The sequence below is a fragment of the Buttiauxella sp. genome (assembly GCF_049686335.1).
Classification (GTDB): Bacteria; Pseudomonadota; Gammaproteobacteria; order Enterobacterales; family Enterobacteriaceae; genus Buttiauxella.
The window spans coordinates 330,618-353,619 of sequence record NZ_JBAVHX010000008.1 but is presented as its reverse complement, the minus strand read 5'-3'; the positions used below and the strand labels follow the sequence as shown (position 1 = coordinate 353,619).

Sequence of the window (23,002 nt, the reverse complement as noted above, 5' to 3'; positions counted from 1 at the left end):
TTTTACTCATTTCTGGGGAAATTGCAATCTAAATGAGCTTAACGACCTGGGAAACCAGGCGGCATCATACCTTTCATGCCGCGCATCATTTTCGCCATTCCGCCCTTCTTCATCTTCTTCATCATGCGCTGCATGTCGTCGAACTGCTTAAGCAGACGGTTGACATCTTGCACTTGCATACCCGCACCCATCGCGATACGACGTTTACGTGAACCTTTGATAATCTCTGGCTGCGCGCGCTCTTTGAGCGTCATGGAATTAATAATGGCTTCCATGCGCACCAGGACTTTGTCATCCATTTGCGACTTAACGTTATCCGGCAATTGCCCCATACCTGGCAATTTGCTCATCATACTTGCCATACCGCCCATGTTTTTCATTTGCTTGAGCTGGTCGAGGAAGTCGTTGAGATCAAACCCATCGCCTTTCTTCAGTTTGCTGGCCAGCTTTTCAGCCTGAGCACGGTCAACTTTGCTCTCAATATCTTCGATAAGCGAGAGAACATCGCCCATTCCCAGAATACGAGAAGCAATACGATCCGGGTGGAAAGGTTCCAGCGCTTCGGTTTTTTCACCGACACCCAGGAACTTAATTGGCTTACCGGTGATGTGACGAATAGAAAGTGCTGCACCGCCACGAGCATCACCGTCGACTTTCGTCAACACGACGCCCGTCAGTGGCAATGCTTCGTTGAAAGCTTTTGCGGTATTTGCCGCATCCTGACCCGTCATGGCGTCAACAACAAACAGGGTTTCTACTGGATTAATCGCAGCATGAACCTGTTTGATTTCGTCCATCATCGCTTCATCAACGTGTAAACGACCGGCAGTATCCACCAGCAACACGTCAAAGAACTTCAGCTTCGCTTCTTTCAGCGCCGCATTTACGATATCGACAGGCTTTTGCCCGACATCAGATGGGAAAAAATCGACACCGACTTGTTCAGCCAGCGTTTCCAACTGTTTGATCGCCGCCGGACGATAAACGTCGGCAGACACCACCAGCACTTTCTTTTTGTGCTTTTCACGCAGGAATTTACCTAACTTACCTACGCTTGTGGTTTTACCCGCACCTTGCAGACCCGCCATCAGCACAACGGCTGGCGGTTGCGCCGCAAGATTCAGGCTCGCATTCTCTTCGCCCATCGCCGCAACCAGTTCGGCACGAACGATTTTGACGAACTCCTGACCTGGAGTCAGGCTTTTGTTCACTTCATGGCCAACCGCTTTTTCTTTCACGCGGCTGATGAAGTCACGCACCACCGGCAGCGCAACGTCCGCTTCCAGAAGTGCCATGCGCACTTCGCGCAGTGTTTCTTTTACATTCTCTTCAGTCAGCCGCCCGCGGCCGCTGATATTGCGCAGTGTGCGCGACAGACGGTCAGTTAAATTATCAAACATTGTCTTTAGCCTAACGTGGTAACTTAGGGCCGCAGCTTGCGACACAAAACAGAATTTGGCGGATTATACCATGAAGCCGCCTTCGGTGTGATGCAACGGTTGGAGCAGGCGGCAGGTAACGTTATACTGCTTTTTTTCATCTCTGGCTAATTGACCGACACTTTATATGCCTGTTTTCGCAATCCTTGCGCTTGTAGCCTATTCCAGCAGCCTCGCGCTGATTATCCCAAGTCTGCTGACAAAGAACAGCGGGTGGCGTCGTTTCGCTATTATTTCGGCCGTTATCGCGCTTGTAAGCCACGCTCTGGCGCTTGAAGCCCGTATTTTTGCCGCCGATGGTGGTCAGAATCTTAGCCTGCTCAACGTTGGTTCGTTAGTCAGTTTGATGATTTGTACTGTGATGACCATAGTGGCGTCACGAAATCGCGGCTGGCTGCTGTTACCGATTGTTTACGCTTTCGCCTTAATTAATCTTGCGCTAGCGACCTTCATGCCCAATGAATTCATCACCCATCTTGAAGCCACGCCGGGAATGATGGTGCACATTGGTTTGTCGCTGTTTGCCTACGCTACGCTGATTATTGCTGCACTTTATGCGCTGCAACTGGCGTGGATTGATTACCAGCTCAAGAATAAGAAACTTGCCTTCCGCGCTGAAATGCCGCCGTTGATGAGCATTGAGCGTAAAATGTTTCACATCACCCAAGTCGGCGTCGTCCTGCTGACGTTAACGCTGTGCACCGGCCTGTTTTATCTGAAAAATCTCTTCAGCCTGGAAAACGTCGATAAAGCGGTATTGTCGATTCTCGCATGGTTTGTCTACATCGTTTTACTGTGGGGACACTATCATGAAGGTTGGCGTGGCCGCCGTGTCGTGTGGTTTAACGTCGCGGGTGCAGCGATTCTGACACTTGCCTATTTTGGTAGCCGCGTTCTGCAACAATTCGTTGGCTAATCTTGTCTTTATAAAGGAAAACCCTTTTGGAACACATCTCAACTACTACTCTGATTATCACGTTGATCATCATGGTAGTAGTTTCAGCGTACTTCTCCGGCTCTGAAACCGGCATGATGACGCTTAACCGTTATCGACTGCGTCATCTTGCTAAACAAGGTAATCGCGCCGCTAAACGGGTCGAAAAACTACTTCGCAAACCAGACCGCTTGATTAGCCTGGTGCTTATCGGCAATAACCTGGTCAACATTCTGGCCTCAGCCATTGGCACCATCGTCGGTATGCGTTTGTACGGCGATGCCGGTGTCGCTATCGCCACCGGTATCCTGACCTTCGTGGTGCTGGTATTCGCGGAAGTTCTGCCAAAAACCATTGCCGCACTGTATCCGGAAAAAGTCGCCTTCCCAAGTAGCTTCTTGCTCGGGCCGTTGCAAATACTCATGATGCCTCTGGTGTGGCTGCTCAATACCATCACGCGATTGTTGATGCGTATGCTGGGCATTAAAAGTGACCACGTGATCAGTAGTGCCCTCAACAAAGACGAATTGCGCACCCTTGTGCATGAATCACATTCGAAAATCTCCCGCCGTAACCAGGACATGCTGCTGTCGGTGCTGGACCTCGAAAAAATGAACGTTGACGACATCATGGTGCCGCGTAACGAAATTGTGGGCATCGACATCAACGACGACTGGAAATCTATCGTCCGCCAACTCACCCACTCGCCACATGGCCGCATTGTGCTGTATCGCGATACGCTCGACGATGCCATCAGCATGCTACGTGTGCGTGAAGCCTATCGTTTGATGACGGAAAAACAGGAGTTCACCAAAGAAACCCTGCTGCGTGCTTCCGATGAGATTTATTTCGTGCCTGAAGGGACGCCGCTCAGCGTTCAGTTGGTAAAATTCCAGCGAAACAAGAAGAAAGTCGGTCTGGTGGTGGACGAATACGGTGATATTCAGGGGCTGGTGACGGTTGAAGATATTCTGGAAGAGATTGTTGGCGATTTCACGACCTCGATGTCGCCAACGCTTGCCGAAGAAGTGATGCCGCAAAACGACGGTTCCGTGATTATCGAAGGCAGCGCCAACGTGCGTGAAATCAACAAAGCGTTTAACTGGACGCTACCGGAAGATGAAGCTCGCACCATCAACGGTATGTTGCTCGAAGAACTGCAAGAGATTCCGGCTGTTGAAACGCGAGTGCGCTTAAGCCATTACGATATCGATATTCTCGACGTCCAGGACAACATGATTAAGCAAGTGCGCGTCACGCCAGTGACGCCGCTTCGCCAGAGCGTGGAAGAATAGTCAGCGTTAAGAATGACAGGTACAAAAAAGCCAGCCTTCGCGGCTGGCTTTTTATTTAAAGCGATTCAATCAAATTACGCTTTTGCTTTAGCCACAGAAACCATGGCTGCGCGCAGTGTGCGACCATTGAGGGTGTAACCCTTCTGCATCACCATCAGCACGTGATTTGGTGCAACGTCTTCAGATTCGACCATGGCAATTGCCTGATGGACATCCGGGTTGAACGGCACATTGGTCTCGCCGACCACTTCCACACCAAATTTACGCACCACATCCAGCATCGATTTCTGAGTTAATTCGATACCTTCAATCATGGCCGCTAAATCGGTATTGGACTTATCTGCCACTTCCAAAGCGCGATCAAGGCTATCAATCACCGGAAGCAACTCGTTGACAAATTTGTCCAGCGCGAACTTGTGCGCTTTCTCGATATCGAGCTCAGTACGGCGACGGAGGTTTTCCATTTCCGCTTTGTTGCGTAACACGCTGTCACGCTCGCGCTGCTGAACTTCTTCCAGTTGCGCTGTTAAATCGGCAATTTTTTCATCGCGCGGATCAACCACTTCGGCACCCTCTACGGCCTCGACTTCTTCGTGGCTTTCCATTGCAATTTCGTCCGAGACTTGCTCGTCTGGTGTTTTCTGATCTTTACTACTCATGAATTTCTCCGCGTTTTTAGCATTCATCTCGCTGGTTCGCTTATTATGGGGATCAGTTTCCGGGATTCAAGGGAACGTGACATATTGTCACATACGACTGCATAACTGCGCATAAGGACCATCAGCATAATGAACAAACATTTCAACTGCATTGGTATCGTCGGGCACCCACGTCACCCTACAGCCCTAACCACGCATGAAATGCTGTATCGCTGGCTCTGCACCAAAGGCTACGACGTGATTGTCGAGCAGCAAATTGCCCAGGAACTTAATCTCTGTAACGTGAAAACCGGCACGCTGGCGGAAATTGGCCAACAGGCCGATCTCGCGGTGGTTGTAGGTGGTGACGGCAATATGCTTGGCGCTGCCCGCGTTCTTGCTCGTTATGATATCAAAGTCATCGGTATTAACCGCGGCAATCTCGGTTTTCTTACCGATCTTGACCCAGACAACGCGCAGCAACAGCTCGCCGATGTGCTTGAAGGGCATTACATTGCCGAGCGCCGTTTCTTGCTCGAAGCCCAGGTTTGCCAGCAGGATACGCCAACACGTCTGAGTACCGCGATTAACGAAGTCGTGCTGCACCCCGGCAAAGTGGCGCACATGATTGAATTCGAAGTCTATATCGATGAGATTTTCGCTTTCTCACAACGCTCCGATGGGCTGATTATCTCGACGCCGACCGGCTCTACCGCCTATTCGCTCTCCGCTGGCGGGCCAATTCTTACCCCATCGCTTGATGCCATTACCCTGGTGCCGATGTTCCCGCACACGCTGTCTGCACGCCCGCTGGTTATCAACAGCAGCAGTACCATTCGCCTGCGTTTCTCTCATATGCGTAGCGACCTGGAAATCAGTTGTGACAGCCAGATTGCGCTTCCGATTCAGGAAGGTGAGGACGTATTGATTCGTCGCTGCGACTATCATCTCAATCTGATTCATCCCAAAGATTATAGCTATTTCAATACATTGAGCTCAAAACTCGGTTGGTCGAAAAAATTGTTCTAAAAAGTACACCAGCCTCTTTACTGTATAGATAACCAGGATATACTGTATGAAAACACAGTCATGTCTTTTCATACAGGAAAGCAATTATGCTGGCACAACTCACCATCAGTAACTTCGCTATCGTTCGTGAACTGGAAATTGATTTTCACCACGGCATGACCGCCATTACGGGTGAAACAGGTGCCGGTAAATCCATTGCGATTGATGCCTTAGGGCTGTGCCTCGGCGGCCGCGCTGAAGCTGATATGGTGCGCCAGGGTGCCAGCCGTGCTGACCTCTGCGCCCGCTTCTCCCTCAAAGATACCCCTGCGGCTCTGCGCTGGCTGGAAGAAAACCAACTCGATGATGGGCGTGAATGTCTGCTGCGCCGCGTGATTAGCAGTGATGGACGTTCGCGCGGTTTCATTAACGGTACAGCCGTTCCTCTATCTCAGTTGCGCGACCTCGGTCAGATGCTGATTCAAATTCACGGTCAGCACGCACATCAGCTTTTGTTGAAACCAGAGCATCAAAAAAACCTGCTGGATGGTTATGCGGGTGAGTCTGCTCTGCTGGCGAAAATGGCTGAAAGCTACCGTGAATGGCATCAGAGCTGTCGCTCGCTGGCACAACATCAGCAACTTGCTCAAGAACGTGCATCACGCAGTGAACTGCTCCAGTATCAGTTGAAAGAACTCAATGAATTCTCCCCGATTGCAGGTGAGTTTGAACAGATTGACGAAGAGTACAAACGCCTGGCGAACAGCGGGCAATTGATATCGGTCAGCCAACAAGCGCTGGCGATCCTTGCTGATGGTGAAGACAACAACCTGCAAAGCCAGCTGTATACTGCGCGTCATTTAATGGAAGAACTGGTCGGGATGGACAGCAAACTTGCAGGCGTTCTAAGCATGCTGGAAGAGGCCACCATTCAGATCTCAGAAGCCAGCGATGAACTGCGCCATTATTGTGATCGTCTGGATCTCGATCCCAATCGTTTGTATGAACTGGAACAGCGTATCTCCAGGCAAATCTCATTGGCTCGTAAGCATCACATTTCGCCAGAAGAACTGCCATTGTTCCATCAACAGCTCCTCGAAGAACTGCACCAGCTTGATGAGCAGGCCAGTTCTCAAGATGAATTAATGGAGGCGGTCACGCTCCATCATCAACAAGCGCTTGGCATCGCGCGTGAGTTGCATCAGCGTCGTGCGCATTACGCAGCAGAGCTTTGCGAATTGATTACCGCCAGCATGCATTCGTTGTCGATGCCACATGGCAAGTTGGCTATTGATGTTGAATTCAATGAAAACCATCTGACCGCTGAAGGGGCAGACCGTATTGATTTCCGCGTCAGCACTAACCCAGGCCAACCTTTACAGCCATTAGCAAAAGTAGCGTCTGGTGGTGAGCTCTCCCGTATTGCGCTGGCTATTCAGGTCATTACCGCACGCAAAATGGAAACGCCTGCGCTTATCTTCGATGAAGTGGATGTCGGGATCAGCGGCCCAACGGCGGCGGTTGTTGGTAAATTATTACGTCAGTTAGGTGAATCCACTCAGGTCATGTGCGTTACACACCTGCCGCAAGTTGCTGGTTGTGGGCATCATCACTTCTTTGTCAGTAAAGAAACCGATGGCGCTATGACTGAAACTCACATGCAACCGCTGGACAAACGCGCGCGCCTGCAAGAATTGGCACGTTTGCTCGGAGGCAGTGAAGTGACTCGCAATACGCTTGCTAACGCAAAAGAGTTGCTGGCAGCCTGATAGCGATTATTTGTTAGACAGCCCGGTTGATGTTCTGTGTATCGTTCAAAAAAACACCACTCAGCTAGCATATTGTTAATTGAGCAGGTTTTAAGCCAACTTTTTTGCCGTACCAGGGTCAGAGTTAAGCGCCTTAATGTTTTAAACTGCGTAAAGGTTTATTATCATCGGCATATTATGAATGAGCCATGTGCTGCTCGGGCCCGAAAAGGAATCAAATCACTATGCGCTGTAAAACGCTGACTGCTGCCGCAGCGGTTCTTCTTATGCTGACCGCAGGCTGTTCCACTCTGGAGCGAGTGGTTTACCGCCCCGACATTAACCAGGGGAACTACCTGACGCAAAACGATGTGTCAAAGATCCGTACTGGCATGACTCAACAACAAGTTGCGTATGCTCTGGGTACGCCAATGATGACTGATCCGTTCGGTTCAAGTACCTGGTTCTATGTCTTCCGCCAGCAACCAGGCCATGAAAATGTGACTCAGCAAACCCTGACGCTGACGTTCAACAGCAGTGGCGTGTTGACCAACATCGACAACAAGCCGAAGCTGGAAAAAGAATAACCAACAAAAAAGGTGCCGAAAGGCACCTTTTTTTTGGCTACTGATGAGCGGTTACTTCTTAGCGGCTTGTTCTGCTCGCTGGCGTCTTAGCTCTTTCGGATCTGCAATCAGTGGACGATAAATTTCTACCCGATCCCCCTCATTCACCGTGTCGGTCAATTTTACCGGACGACTAAAAATACCCACTTTATTCTTCGCCAGATCGATATCCGTGCGCAGTTCAAGAATGCCTGACGCGGTAATGGCCTGCTCAACCGTCGTCCCCTCAGCAACTCTGACCTTGAGCAAATACTGCTTTTCAGGCAGCGCGTAAACCACTTCAACCTTGATATCAGGCGACACTGTAGACCTCTTTGGCACGAACGGTAAACGCCTGAACCATGTTCCCGGCTAACTCTTTGAAGATACGGCCAAACGCCAACTCGATAAGTTTATTCGTAAACTCAAAATCGAGCTGGAACTCAATACGACAGGCTTCGGCACTCAGCGGCGTAAACTTCCAGCCTCCCATCAAAGACTTAAATGGCCCATCGACAAGATGCATCAGAATGCTTTGATTACTGGTAAGCGAGTTACGGGTAGTGAAAGTTTTGCTGATCCCCGCCTTGGAAACATCGACCGCCGCCGTCATCTGATCCTGCGACGCGTCAAGGATCCGACTGCCCGTGCAACCCGGTAAAAAGTCAGGGTAGGATTTCACATCGTTAACTAATTGATACATCTGCTCCGCGCTGTAAGGCACTAACGCAGTACGGGTAATCTGAGGCATAGCATTTCCTGAGAGTCACAAAACACGCAAATAATACCATTTATCATCAAGCAAAGAAAAACTCTTAGCCCTGAGCCGTGCTAAGATATGCCTTCATCCTCGCAGCGAAGCGGGGTGTATTTGAACTCCTGGATTACTTATACTGAGCAGCACTATGACAAAGAAAAAAGCATACAAACCAGGTTCAGCCACCATTGCGCAAAACAAACGCGCCCGCCATGAATACTTTATCGAAGATGAGTTTGAAGCGGGACTCGTGCTACAAGGCTGGGAAGTAAAATCTCTGCGTGCCGGCAAGGCCAATATCGGTGATAGCTACGTCATTTTGATTGATGGCGAAGCCTTCTTGTTTGGCGCAAACTTTACCCCGTTAAACGTGGCTTCAAGTCATGTGGTCTGCGACCCAACCCGTACCCGTAAACTCCTGCTGAACCAACGGGAGCTGGATAATCTTTATGGGCGTATTAACCGTGAAGGTTATACCGTTGTCGCTCTGTCAATGTACTGGAAAAATGCCTGGTGCAAAGTGAAAATCGGCGTGGCAAAAGGTAAGAAACAGCACGACAAACGCAACGATTTGAAAGACAAAGAGTGGGCAGTAGATAAAGCGCGTATCATGAAACACGCGGGTCGCTAAGCACTTCTTATCCCCCCAAATAGCTTTATTGGTCCTTCTTGCGAAGGGCCAATAATCAAAAAATAGTTCAATATTTAATTAATAACTCTTCTAATTAATATTAATTAGTTTCGGAAAGTAATTCTCAGATAATATGACCTTCCTATTTATTAAACTTCTGCTACTCGCTAAAAAAAATTAAAAAGATTAGGTATCTTTCACAATCACAGATCCCACACACCTTCACAATATAAGAATATTTTGTATGATTTTTGGCGAAACTGACGTATCAAGCGTATGGCTTTCGCCCATAAAACCATAGCTAAAAATGAACTAAAGCCTATTTATATCTGACAACTCTACCCCTTCAGTGATATTTCTTTATTCCCGATAATTTATTTATAATCAAGCAAATAAACCCAAATTACATTCACTGCTGGTCATAACAAAAAATTATGCATCAACACTGATTTAACGGGCTCCATCCCTGCTCTCCTGTCACTCTGCACCCGATTTGCGCTTTTGTGCTTTCCTGTCTATATCTTCAATATCCTAAAAGAGAAATCATAAGAAAGTATGAATTTGACCTTCTTATAAATTGGCTCCGAAAGAGAAAACTCAACACTAATCATAACGTAAATCATCAGGTTTATCTGATGTCGGCATTCGCTCGCTTGAAATTCGTTAAATGCTTTAGGTTATTTAAATATTTCACAACTTCAAAATAGTTGGGATCTATTAACACTTTATTCCGGGGATTATTTGAACATTTAAGTACTGCTAACGACTACACCCACGTTTATACCGAATGGAGTGATAATTATGCGTTCAATATCAATCATCTCAAAACTGACCGGCGTAACCAATAATGTAGAAACATCTGTAGTCACACTGAATTCTCCTTCCATAGTTGAACTCAGAGCTGACCGCACGGATATCGCCAGTATTGTTCGCACAAATAACGATATGGTTATCACTCTTCGCGATGGTGAAGTGATTACCGTTAAAAATTTCTATGCATACGCCGACCAGGGCGGCAGCCAGTTGGTACTCGAAGATGATAATGGCGCGTTATGGTGGGTGCAGGATACAGACTCTGCTTTCCACTTCGAACACATCGCCAATATTGACGAGTTGATGGCTGCGACGGGTGCGCAATCCGATGGCGGCGGCGCGATTTGGCCATGGGTGTTAGGTGGTGTCGCCGTGGCGGGGGGGATCGCCCTTGCAGCAGGTGGCGGTGGTGGCGGAGGTGGTGGCGGAGACAGTTCTAATGACAATGGTAACGGCGGCTCTGGCAATCCCGCACCACCGACTGGCGACAACACGCCACCAGCAGCACCAACCAATCTGAGTGTTGCAGCAGATGGCAAAACCATTACCGGCAGCGCTGAACCCGGCAGCACTGTGACGATTACTGACGGCGCGGGTCAGGTTATCGGAACGGGAACGGCAGACGGCAACGGCAATTTTTCTATCCCACTGACTAACCCACAAATTAACGGCGAAGAACTCACAGCGCATGCGACCGATCCGGCAGGAAACACGGGCCCCGATGCTACGGTCACCGCGCCGCTTATTCCAGAGCCTGTTGAACCGGTGGTGACCAGTGTCAACGATGACGTAGAGCCGACCACCGGCCAGGTGCTTTCCGGGGAATCTACCAACGACAATACCCCGACCATTGAAGGCTACGCGCTCGAGAATTCCATTATCCGCATTTTTGATAATGGGCAAGAAATTGGCACCGTTGTCGCGGATGCCACTGGTCACTGGAGCTTTACGCCAGCCACTCCCCTTTCTGATGGAACGCATGATTTCACTGCCACCGCCTCGAATATAAAAGGGGAAAGTGAGCAATCCGGCAGTTATACCGTCACGATTGATACTCAAGGCCCAGCCGCCCCTGAAAATCTGGATACGTCAGCTGACGGCGCGACAGTCACCGGCTTCGCCGAAGCGGGCTGCACAGTGATTATTAGTGACGCCAATGGCAGTCAGCTTGGCGTGGGAACGGCAGATGCCACTACGGGCGCCTTTACCATCACCATCTCTCCGGCGCAAACCGCAGGTGAAACGCTCGTCGCGGTTGCCATCGACCCCCTGGGGAATATCGGTGTACAAGCGCAGTTCACCGCTTTCGACGCCCTTCCACCATCGGCACCGGTAATTACCAGCGTGGTGGATGATGTTGAAGGCATCACTGGTAACCTGACAAACAGTCAGCTGAGTAATGACCCTCGTCCGACCATTAATGGCACCGGCGAAGCCGGCAGCACCGTAACGATTTTCGATAATGGAACCATACCGCTCGGCACAACACAGGTTAACGCCGATGGAACATGGAGTTTCACGCCCGGTGCAAATCTGAGTGATGGGATCCATATTCTCACTGCCATCTCCTCAGATGCCGCAGGCAATCAGGGCGGAGCATCGTCAGATTTTGAAGTGCAAATAGACGCAACAGCGCCGGAGTTACCGTCAATTACCAATGCCTATTACGATAACGGCACGCTTCAAACGCCTATTCTTGCCGACCAACAAACTAACCATGATCGCCCATCTCTCAATGGCTTAGCGGAACCTAATACCACGCTAACCCTGAAAGATAACGGTGTTGAGATTGGTACGATTACCGTTGATGGAAGTGGTAACTGGAGCTATACGCCCACCGCTCCGCTGGGAAATGGCAGCCATAATTTGACCCTTACCGCGACGGATGAAGCGGGCAACGTCAGCCAGCCGTCCGCAGGTTTCGCCTTTACGATTGACACCATACCTCCTGACGCTCCGGTCATTTTAAATGCCGACGATAACGCAGGCGACCTTCAGCAATCGGTGACGAGTGGTGATGTGACAGACGACACCACGCCAACGTTCCACGGCACCGGTGTCGATGGCGATATTATCAATCTTTATAACGGCGCCACCCTGCTTGGCACCACCACGGTGTCAGGGGGAGTCTGGAGTATTACACCAACCACGCCGCTGCCCGTCGGTACACTCAATCTCACCGCCACCGCAACAGATCCTGTAGGTAACGTCAGCGATCCTTCGGCTAATTTCGCCTTAACCATTTACACCACGCCGCTCACCGAACCGGTCATTACGGGGATTGCGGATGACCAGGGGGCGATCCAAACGCCGCTTACCGATGGCAGTGTGACGGACGACAAGACGCCAACCTTTAACGGCACAGGCACCGCTGGCAGCACCATCAATATTTATGATAACGGCGGGACCACGCCGATTGGCACAACCACCGTTGCCCAGGATGGTAGCTGGTCCATTACGTTGCCAGAACTTAGCGAAGCGCAGCATTCACTGACGATTGGTGCGACCGATCCCGCAGGTAATTCCGTCGGGCCATCGGCACCGATTTTGATTACTGTCGATAACACGCCGCCGCCTGCGCCTGATATCACTGAACCCGTTGAAATCACAGGAACGCGAGTCAGTGGGACAGCCGAAGCGGGCAGCACGGTCATTATTAAAGATGCAGGTGGGGTCGAAATCGGCAGAGGCGTTGCGGACAGCAGCGACGGTTCGTTTACGATTGTTATTTCCCCGGCGCAAACCGCTGGGGGAACGCTGACTGCCATTGCTCAGGATCCTGCCGGCAACGCCAGCGGTGAAACTGGATTTACCGCCAGCAATTCTGGCCTGCCGCAGCCACCTGTTATTCTGCTGCTGGTGGATGATGTGGACCCGGTCAGTGGGAATGTCACTAACGGGCAATCCACCAATGACGCACTACCAAACGTTCACGGAACCGCCACTCCGAATGCCACCGTGAATCTCTATGTGGATGACAACCCGGTTCCGATAATCATCCCGGTGGGGCCTGACGGCACCTGGACTTACCAATACCTGCTGCCATTGCCAGAAGGCCAACATACCTTCTCAGCAACTCAGACAACCGGTGGCGAAACCAGCGGATTTACCGCCGACTTCACCGTCACTATTGATATCACCTTGCCGGACGCCCCCGTCATTTCCAACGCGACGGATGATGTCACGCCAGGAGTTGGTGAGCTGACAGGCGGCGCTACCACCAACGACTCGCGCCCAACCCTCAACGGCACCGGTGAAGCCGGAACCACCGTAACGATTTTTGACAATAACAACCCGTTGGGTACCGCGGTCGTCGCGACCAACGGAACATGGACTTTCACGCCAGGCAGTGATTTGCCTGATGGCCCGCACTCCTTTAGCGCCAGCGCCACAGACTTAGCGGGTAACGTCGGCCCTGTATCGCCTGGTTTTGTGATAAATATTGATGCGACAGCCCCTGTTGCACCGCTAATTACCGGTGCGGTTGACGATGATGGTACAACGCAAACCCCGATTTTATCCGGCCAGTCAACCAACGACACCCAACCGATAATCAACGGAACGGCAGAGCCAGACTCCATATTGACCATCACTGATAATGGCACCGTACTTGGAACGATCCCGGTCGATGGATCAGGTAACTGGAGCTATACGCCAGGCACACCGCTTGGCGAAGGCAGCCACGAATTTACATTTACCGCAACGGATGCACTGGGCAACCAAAGCCCGGTATCCAGTACCTTTACCGTGACGGTTGATACCCAGGCCCCGGCAGCACCTGGCGGCCTGCAAGTTTCCGCCGACGGCCTGCATGTCACCGGCACGGCGGAACCGGGTAGCCTTATCACCGTCACCGATGCCAATGGTGTGATACTGGGAACCGGAACGGCGGATACCGGCGGAGCATTTGATGTCACCCCGCTGACCACCGCACAAACTAACGGTGAAGCGCTACTGGTCAATGCAACCGATGCGGCGGGTAACGAAGGTCCGAATACTGGCGTGCTCGCCCAGGACAACACCGACCCTCTTGCGCCAACGGATGTGGATATTAATATCGAAGGCACCGTCGTCACGGGTAACGCTGAACCGGGTAGTACCGTGACGGTCAAAGACAGCGACGGGGATCCGCTTGGCGATGGGAAAGCGGGAGATGACGGCAGCTTTAGCGTGACCATCACCCCACCGCAAACCAACGGCGAAACGCTGAATGTCTCGGCTACCGACAATGCAGGTAATACCGGTCCGGACGCACCAGTTGTGGCCTATGACACCACTGCACCTGCGGTTCCGGTTATCAGCGAGGTGATTGACGATACCGACAATCCTGACGAAAATCTGAACAGCGGCGATACCACTAACGACGATAAACCCACGCTTCAGGGCACAGCCGAACCCGGTTCAACCATTAACATCTATGACAACGGCGGGACTACGCCAATTGGCACCGTCAATGCCGACCCTGACGGCAACTGGAGTTTCACGCCTGGTACAGCGCTGGGGCAAGGACTGCATAACCTGACGGTCACCGCGACCGATGCCGATAACAACACCAGCCCTGCTGCAACATTTACGCTGACGGTGGACTCCGTCGCTCCGCTCGCGCCGACGATTACCCTGGTGAGCGATGATGTCGGAACTCTGACCGGCCCGATTGCGAATAATGGCGTGACCAACGACACGTTGCCGACCCTAAACGGAACAGGTGAACCAGGCTCGACGGTCACGCTGACTCTCGATGGCACGAGCGATCTGACGACATTCACCGTCGACTCATCCGGCACCTGGAGTTATACGCTGACGACGGAACTCGGCGAAGGCGATCACAGCTTCACAGTCACCGCCTCCGATGCCGCCGGAAACGTCACCGCCACGTCTGACGAATTCGTGATTAAGGTTGATACCAGTGCGCCGAATGCCCCCGCCTTTAGCAATGCGAATGACAATATTGGCAGCATCACCACCGATCTGGGCAATAATTCTTCGACTGATGATACCCAGCCACAATTGAACGGAACCGGGCCAGTTGGCTCGACCATCACGCTTTACGATGGCGCTATCGCCATCGGGTCATTTGTCGTTGGTAACGATGGTCTGTGGAATATTACGCCAACACAGCCTCTCACCGAAGGAACGCACGCGCTGCGGGCGGTGGCCACTGATGCGGCGGGCAATGCCAGTACAGACGCCACCTTTACGCTGACGGTAGACACCACGCCGCCACCAGCACCGTCGATTATCAACGCGCAAGGTGTCGTCGGTGAAGCACCCGCAACACTCACCAGCGGTGGCAGCACGCAAAACGGCACGCCAACACTGTCAGGAACCGGGGAAGTTGGGGCGACCATTAACATTTACGATAATGGCAATCCGACGCCGATTGGCACAGTGACCGTTCCGGATGGCGGCAACTGGACATTTACCCCAGCACCGGCATTAGCGGAAGGTGCTCACAGCCTCACCGCCGTGGCGACCGATCCGGTCGGTAACGTCGGTCTGCCTTCTGCTGTATTTACGTTGACTGTGGACACGATTGTCCCGGTAGCGCCTGGCATTCCAACAGTCACCGACGATCAAACGCCGGGCCTGGGCACTATCGCCAATGGCGGCAGCACAAACGACACCACGCCAACTATCTCCGGTACCGGAACAGCTGGCGATACCATCACGATCCTCGATAACGGTGCACCACTGGGCACCACCACCGTCAGGGCTGATGGCAGCTGGAGTTTTACGCCAGCAACAGAACTCACCAAGCCAGACCATTCGATTACCGTCATTGAAAGCGATGCAGCAGGCAATAAAAGTGCGCAATCCGGTGCCATCGAATTCACGCTGGATACCGAAATCCCCGATGCACCCACCATTGATTTTGCAGAGGATGACGTAGGCGCTAAGACAGACCCGCTTGTTAGCAACGATGTGACCGATGACAACATTCCTGTCTTCCACGGCACCGGTGTTAATGGCGATACCATTACGCTGTACAACGGCAACACCGTGCTTGGCACCGCTGTCGTCGCCGGCGGCGTGTGGACAATTACGCCAACCGCAGCATTGCCGAATGGCACGCTGAATATTACCGCCACCGCGACCGATCCGGCGGGTAACGTCAGCGATCCGACCACAGCCTTTACATTAACGGTTAATAACACCCCACTTACGGCTCCGGTGGTGACGGAAATCACAGACGACGTCGGCGTCATTCAAACGCCGCTCACCAGCGGCAGCGTCACTGACGATACAACGCCAACCGTCAATGGCACCGGTACCGTGGGCAGCACGATTAATATTTATGATAACGGCGGCACTACGCCAATTGGCACGACGACCGTCGATGCTGATGGCAACTGGTCCATTACCCTGCCCACACTGGATGAAAATGGTCACTCGCTGACGATTGGCGCGACCGATGCGGCGGGTAACTCGGTTGGTCCGTCCGCGCCAATTCTGATTACCGTTGACACGAGTGTGCCATCCGCACCGACTATCGCCACACCGCTTGAAGAGACAGGGACATTGATCAGCGGGACGGCTGAAGCAGGCAGTACGGTAATTATCCGTGACGCAAACGGCGTTGAAATTGGCAGAGGATTAGCCGATGGCACGACTGGCGCGTTTACTGTCACTATCTCGCCTGCACAAACTGCTGGCGAAGCATTAACCGCAATTGCCCAGGATACGGCGGGCAACCAGAGTCTCCCGGCGGATATTATCGCCACCTCGTCAGGCATTCCTCACCCGCCAACGATTGAAGTGCTGGATGATATCACGCCAAATACTGGCAATCTGACGAGCGGGCAAAGCACCAACGATAACTTGCCAACGCTCAGCGGCCAGGCTGCCGACAACGCTATCGTCACGCTTTATATTGACGGCATCCCGCAAGCACCGATTACCGCCGGGGTGAATGGGGCATGGAGCTACCAGTTTACTGCGCCATTAGACGATAACCTGCATACCTTCGCCGTCAGCCAAACTGTCGGCGGCGTCACGAGCGGCATATCACCAAACTTTGTTATTACCGTCGATACCACGTTGCCGACAACACCAACCATCACCACTGTCACCGACGATGTTGGATCGGTCACGGGTGCCGTCAGCAGTGGCCAGGTGACCAACGACGCGCGTCCAACCATGACGGGTAATGGCGAAGTGGGTTCGACGATCACCATACTTGATAACGGCTCGTCCATCGGCACCGCCGTGGTCGGGGCAAATGGCACCTGGACATTTACGCCAGGGGCCGATTTGGTTAGCGGCATCCATCCGATTACCGTCACCTCTACCGACGCTGCCGGCAACGTCAGTGCGCCGTCCGCTGGATACTCGCTAAACCTCGATACCCTCGCGCCGAATGCACCCGTTATTACTACCGTGACCGACGACGGCACTACGCCGGGAGCCGTGACATCTGGCGTACCGACGAATGACACCACGCCAGTCTTTAACGGAACCGTTGAACCGAATACCACGCTCGTTATCAGCGATAACGGTACGGTGGTTGCGACTATTCCGGTTGATGCAACGGGGAACTGGACATGGACGCCAAACCCGGCACTGACCGAAGGCAGCCACACGCTGACACTCACCACCACCGATTTGGCGGGGAACGTCAGCCCAGTCACCACCTTTAATGCCATCGTCGATACCAGTGCGCCGATACTTCCGGCGATCACCCTGGTGGTCGATGACCAGACGCAAGCGAATACCGATTTGCCGTTAACCAGCGGGCAATCAACAAAAGACACGCTGCCAACGTTAAGCGGCACCAGTGAAGCCAATGCCATTATTACTCTCAGAGATGGCAATACGATTATTGGTACGACGACGGCGAATAGTGCTGGCGAGTGGTCACTGGATCCGACTACCGCACTTGGCCAGGGCAACCACAATCTGACCGTCACCGCTACCGACGCTGCCGGAAACGTCAGCAATCCATCCGGGGTGTTCGCGGTGGTCATCGACTCGGTTGCCCCGACCGCGCCGCTGATTGTGACCGTAACCGACAACACCGCGCCAAACATTGGCCCCATTACCAGCGGGCAGCCAACCAATGAAACGCGGCCTGTCATTACCGGTACCGGCGAAATCGGGTCAACCATTACCGTTTCTGACGGCAATCAGGTGCTTGGCACCACAACCGTTGGCGCTGGTGGAACCTGGAGCTTTACGCCGGGAACACCGCTGGGAATCGGCTCGCATAACTTAACCGTCACCGCCACGGACACAACAGGTAACGTCAGCGCACCATCCGCAGCCTTTAACGTGTTGGTGGATTTAGCCGCCCCAACCGCACCGGTGATCACCACTGTTTCTGACGATATAGGTTCAACAATCGGTGATTTGGCTAACAACCAGGTGACGGACGACACGCGTCCGGCGCTAAGTGGCACCGCAGAAGCAGGCTCAATCGTCAATATTTACGATAACGGCACCTTGATTGGCACCGTGACGGCAACGGGCGGCGTGTGGAACTTCACCCCACCGGCCATCGCGCCACTGGGTACCGGCAGTCATGCGTTTACGGTGACCGCCACCGATGCCGCAGGCAATGTCAGCGGCGTGTCTAACACGTTTAATATTGTTGTCGATACCACCGCGCCAAGCGCACCTATCGTGATTCAGGCGTTCGATGATGTCGGCCCGGTCACAGGCGCCCTGGTTAGCGGGCAAACAACCAACGACAACCAGCCATTGCTGAGTGGCACTGCGGAAGCCAACTCGATTGTCAGTATTTCCGACAATGGCGTATTCCTCGCGACGGTCACTGCCAGCCCGACCGGAACCTGGAGCTACACACCGCCAGTCCGGCCTGATGGAAATCACGTCTTTACGGCAACGTCTGCCGATGCGGCGGGTAACGTCGGGGCGGTATCAGGCACCTTTACGCTGACTATCGATACCGGTACGCCGAATACGCCAGTGCTCACGTCCGTGGTGGACGATGTGGCAGGTGGCGTATTTAACACCCCCCTCGGCAACGGGCAAGTCACCAACGACACACGCCCTACGCTGAACGGCACGGCAGAAGCGGGCAGCACGCTGGCCATCTTTGACGGTGCTACACAAATTGGTACCGTCACGGTGCCTGTTGGCGGCAACTGGTCATTCACCCCCACCACTCCTCTGGGTGCGGGTTTGCATACCTTCACGATTACCGCCACCGATGCGGCGGGTAACGTCAGCACCGCCACCGGCGGATTTGCCATCACCGTTGATGCGACCGCGCCGAACGCGCCGGTTATTACCTCGATTGTTGATGATGTTGCCGGAGGCGTATTCAACGGTTCGCTCGCGAATAACCAGGCCACTAACGACCGGCTGCCAACGCTTAACGGCACGGCTGAAGCCAACTCGACGGTGAACATTTATGACAACGGCGTGCTGTACACCACGGTGAATGCCGACGCGAATGGGGTCTGGACATATACACCAACCGCGCAACTGTCCGAAGGCACTCATTCCTTCACGGCGACGGCGACCGATTTAGCAGGGAATATCAGTACCAATTCGCTGCCTGCGGGGATTGTTGTGGATGTCACTGCGCCAACGCCGCCAACCGGGCTTGCCGTTAACGCAACCGGCACCTCCGTAACGGGAACCGCCGAAGCGGGTAGCACCGTCACCATTACCAACAGCGGCGGAACGGTGCTTGGCACCGCGACGGCTGATGGTACAGGTGCATTCACCATCGCCATTTCCCCGGCGCAAACCAACGCGCAAATCCTGCAAGCCTTTGCTCAGGATGCTGCGGGCAATACCGGCACATCAGCAAGCGTAACCGCACCTTCCACCGCGTTGCCGGGCGTACCGGTTATCACAAGCGTCGTGGATGACTTCGCCGCCATAACCGGAAACGTGGCAAACGGGCAAAGCACTAACGATGCCACACCAACCATCAACGGCACGGCGGATGCGGGCGCGACCGTCAACGTCTACAACAATGGCGTCCTGATGGGCACCACGGTTGCGGGCATCGGCGGCGTCTGGAGCTTTACGCCAACAGGCTTGTTGAGTGAAGGTTCCCACGCGTTTACCGCGACGGCGACCAACGTCAACGGCACCGGCGGCTTCTCCACTCCAGCAACGGTGATTGTGGATACCATCGCACCGCTTGCGCCAACAGCCACCATCAGCGGCGATGGCACAACCATCAGCGGCACGGCTGAAGCCAATAGCACCGTCACTATCACACTGCCTGGTGGGACAACCGTCACCACCACCGCCACCGCTGGCGGCACTTATAGCCTGACGTTACCGACCCGTGAAATTGGCGGTGAAGTCCTTTCCGTCAGAGCCACGGATGCGGCAGGCAATAGCTCGCCAACGATTACGGCTACCGCGCCGGTGCTACCGCTGGCGGCAGACGACAACGTGGTGAACCTCGCGTTAACCACCGACGCGCAAATCACGACGTCGCATGTCAGCGACTATGGCGTGCTGCTGGTCGGCGCACTGGGCAATGTGGCGTTAGTTCTCGGCAATGACACCGCGCAGGTCAGCTTTAACATCGCCACAGGAGGAAGCGGCAATATCACTATTGATGCCTCCGCCACCGGCGTGGTGCTTTCGCTGCTCAATACCCTGGAAGTGGCGGTTCAGAAATACGATTCAGCGACCGGGACATGGAGCACCATTATCGACTCGTCGATGCCGCAGTTTGCCAACTTGCTTACGCTGGGTGCCAGCGGCGTCACGATGAATATCACCGGGCTGGCGGAAGGCTCATATCGTGTTCTGAGTTACAACACCAGCCTGCTGGCGACCGGGTCGCTGACGAACCTTGATGTTGCTATCGTGCAAACCAGTGCGGGAACCATCACCGGCGGCACCACGCAGCCGGGGAACGTGATTACCGATCCAGGCCCGACAGGCAGCGAAGATACGGCCCCAGCAGGTACGGTGGTGAGTTCCATCACCAATGCACAGGGCGTCACCACGCCGATTGGTGCGGGCGGAGCGGATATTCAGGGTCAGTATGGCGTGCTGCATATCAACCCGAACGGCAGCTACACCTACACGCTGACTAATACTTCCGCCACCGTGCTTGGGCATACGGAAAACTTCACCTACACCATCACCCAGAACGGCGTGAGCAGTTCAGCGCAGTTGGTCGTCACGCTGGGCAATGGCGCTGCGGCCAGCACCGTCACCGCCACAGATAACACGGCGGCACTGACCTACAACACCGATGTGGAAGCGATCAATCACGGGGCATCGTCGCAAAGTGGCTTCTCGGTAGTGGGCGTCGGCCTTGGGCAGGTGTTGAATCTCAATGTGCTGGCGAACATGTCGAACCCAATCATCTTTGATGTTGATGACGGTTCGACGCGCACCATGACGTTGCAGGCAAGCGTTGGCGGCGTGGCGCTGCTCTCAACGTTCGACCTGTATATCTACAAGTTCAACGATGTCACCCAGCAGTTTGAGCAATATAAAGTGGTGAATACCTGGCTTACCGCGCCGCTGTTGGGCGGGACTTCCGGGCAATTAACCTTAACGCTGCCGGGCGGCGAGTATCTGTTCCTGCTCAATAATGCCAGCGGTGTGACCGTGCTGACGGGCTACACGCTGAACATTTTGCAGGATCATACGTATGCCGTGGAAAGCACAACCGCCACCACCAACGGCAATGTTCTGGCAGACGATGTGGCTCCGGTTAACAGCCATATCACGCAGGTCAACGGTGTTTCTGTTGCGGCCAGCGGAACCACCACCATTGTTGGCGAATACGGCACGCTCACCATTGATGCGAACGGTAACTACACCTACAAATTGAATGCGGGTTTGGGCGCTGACAGCATCAAAACGCCAGACAGTTTCGTCTATACCGTGACCGCGCCAAATGGCGATACCGACACCGCCTCGTTGAATGTCACCGCGACGCCAACCCCGGTTAATGCGATTGACGATGTCAGCACGGCGATGGCGATAAGCACGGTGCAAACGACCGCGAACTACTCCGATATCACGGTGGGTTCTGCTGTCTGGAACGCCGCTTTGCTTGCATCGACCTCGAAAAGCGGCAGCGGGACATTTGTCGTCGGTGCGAATGACGTTTTGCACAATCCAGTTCTGCATTTCACCGTGAATTCAGTGCTTTCACTGGGTGGATTAAACGTGACGTGGAATATCACCAATGAGGCGGGAACGGTTATCAGAAGCGACTCGTTCAATGGCGGTTTATTGCTCGGTGGGTTAGTGAATATTAATTTGAGTGGACTGGATCTTCAGGCGGGGACCTACACCCTGAACTACACCGGAAGCATGGGGCCGCTGGGGCTGGGGCAAATCAGCATCACCCCAACCGTCACCGGTACCACCATCGATCTGGATAATTACTTAATGCAAAGCGCCAGCACCGTTCATGGCAATTTGTACGATGGTACGGACTCATCGGGTGCCATTGACCAGTTGGGAACGGTTCACACGCTGTTAAGCATTACTGGCTTTAACGGCAGCACCGCGACGCTTGATCCACTGACTAACAGCAGCGCCTCCGCCACCATTCAGGGGCATTACGGCACGCTGCAAATCGGCATCGACGGAGCGTATACCTATACGCTCAACAGCGGGATTAACCCGGCGTCGATAACCACCAAAGAAACCTTCACCTACAGCCTGAATGACCAGAACGGCCATACCGACAGCGCAACCTTAACCATCAATATGAATCCGCAGTTTGTCAGCACCGCGCAAAGCGATGTGATAACCGGTTCGGCGTATGGCGATACGCTGGTTTATGACCTGCTCAACAATGCCAATGCGACAGGCGGCAATGGCGCAGATACCTGGAAAAACTTCTCGCTTGCGCAGGGCGACAAGATTGATATCCACGATTTATTGGTGGGATGGAACCCGGCAAGCTCGAACATCGCCAACTACCTGAACGTCACCACCAGCGGTAATAACACGGTGATTTCCATCGACCGGGATGGCACCGGCACGACGCACAACCTAACCCCACTCGTGACTTTGGAGAACACGCACGTCACGCTCGATGAGTTGGTTCAGCAGAATCACATTATTACCTGATAGATAACTAAAAAACGGTGGATGACGCTGGCGCTTATCCACCCTACAAAATCAAAACAAATGTCGGAAAAATGAGGGGTCATCCGACATAAGCAA

Annotated in this window: 10 protein-coding genes and 1 pseudogene; 7 read left to right on the top strand and 4 right to left on the bottom strand. The window is 53.3% G+C overall.

The genetic code is table 11. The features are described 5' to 3' along the window. Nucleotides 1–38: 38 nt before the first annotated feature. Nucleotides 39–1,400, bottom strand: a complete 1,362-nt coding sequence (gene ffh, locus WBL83_RS06910) for a signal recognition particle protein (protein ID WP_183270321.1) — start codon at nt 1,398–1,400, stop codon at nt 39–41. A 166-nt stretch (nt 1,401–1,566) separates the two neighbouring features. On the opposite strand from ffh, the gene WBL83_RS06905 reads away from it, so the two are divergent. Further along, a complete protein-coding gene (locus tag WBL83_RS06905) occupies nt 1,567–2,355 on the top strand; it encodes a cytochrome C assembly family protein (protein ID WP_424588438.1) in 789 nt (262 codons plus the stop codon). Between the two features lie 26 nt (nt 2,356–2,381). Continuing rightward, nucleotides 2,382–3,668, top strand: coding sequence for an HlyC/CorC family transporter (locus tag WBL83_RS06900; protein ID WP_424588437.1), 1,287 nt, complete (start codon nt 2,382–2,384; stop codon nt 3,666–3,668). Between the two features lie 74 nt (nt 3,669–3,742). Here WBL83_RS06900 and grpE read toward each other — a convergent pair whose 3' ends face one another. Then, the gene (gene grpE, locus WBL83_RS06895) at nt 3,743–4,327 is read right to left on the bottom strand and encodes a nucleotide exchange factor GrpE (RefSeq protein ID WP_424588436.1); all 585 of its coding nucleotides are present in this window, start codon (nt 4,325–4,327) and stop codon (nt 3,743–3,745) included. A gap of 129 nt (nt 4,328–4,456) precedes the next feature. Here grpE and nadK point away from each other — a divergent pair, with 129 nt between their 5' ends. The 3 genes from nadK to bamE all read left to right on the top strand — a co-directional run bounded on the left by nadK (nt 4,457) and on the right by bamE (nt 7,649). Next, entirely contained in the window at nt 4,457–5,335 is an 879-nt protein-coding gene (gene nadK, locus WBL83_RS06890) for an NAD(+) kinase (protein WP_120064748.1), read from the top strand. Between the two features lie 86 nt (nt 5,336–5,421). Beyond that, nucleotides 5,422–7,083, top strand: a complete 1,662-nt coding sequence (gene recN, locus WBL83_RS06885) for a DNA repair protein RecN (protein ID WP_424588435.1) — start codon at nt 5,422–5,424, stop codon at nt 7,081–7,083. A 224-nt stretch (nt 7,084–7,307) separates the two neighbouring features. After that, nucleotides 7,308–7,649, top strand: a complete 342-nt coding sequence (gene bamE / locus WBL83_RS06880) for an outer membrane protein assembly factor BamE (protein WP_424588434.1) — start codon at nt 7,308–7,310, stop codon at nt 7,647–7,649. A 51-nt stretch (nt 7,650–7,700) separates the two neighbouring features. Here bamE and WBL83_RS06875 read toward each other — a convergent pair whose 3' ends face one another. Both WBL83_RS06875 and WBL83_RS06870 read right to left on the bottom strand, forming a co-directional pair. Next, entirely contained in the window at nt 7,701–7,991 is a 291-nt protein-coding gene (locus WBL83_RS06875) for an RnfH family protein (RefSeq protein ID WP_424588433.1), read from the bottom strand. Then, a complete protein-coding gene (locus tag WBL83_RS06870) occupies nt 7,981–8,418 on the bottom strand; it encodes a type II toxin-antitoxin system RatA family toxin (RefSeq protein ID WP_424588432.1) in 438 nt (145 codons plus the stop codon). The genes WBL83_RS06875 and WBL83_RS06870 overlap by 11 nt, the downstream gene beginning before the upstream one ends. 154 nt (nt 8,419–8,572) lie before the next feature. On the opposite strand from WBL83_RS06870, the gene smpB reads away from it, so the two are divergent. Both smpB and WBL83_RS06860 read left to right on the top strand, forming a co-directional pair. Then, the gene (gene smpB, locus WBL83_RS06865; RefSeq protein WP_324120451.1) at nt 8,573–9,055 is read left to right on the top strand and encodes an SsrA-binding protein SmpB; all 483 of its coding nucleotides are present in this window, start codon (nt 8,573–8,575) and stop codon (nt 9,053–9,055) included. A gap of 813 nt (nt 9,056–9,868) precedes the next feature. Next, nucleotides 9,869–22,906: pseudogene (locus WBL83_RS06860) on the top strand (BapA/Bap/LapF family large adhesin); the annotation flags it as partial. Between the last annotated feature and the right edge of the window lie 96 nt (nt 22,907–23,002).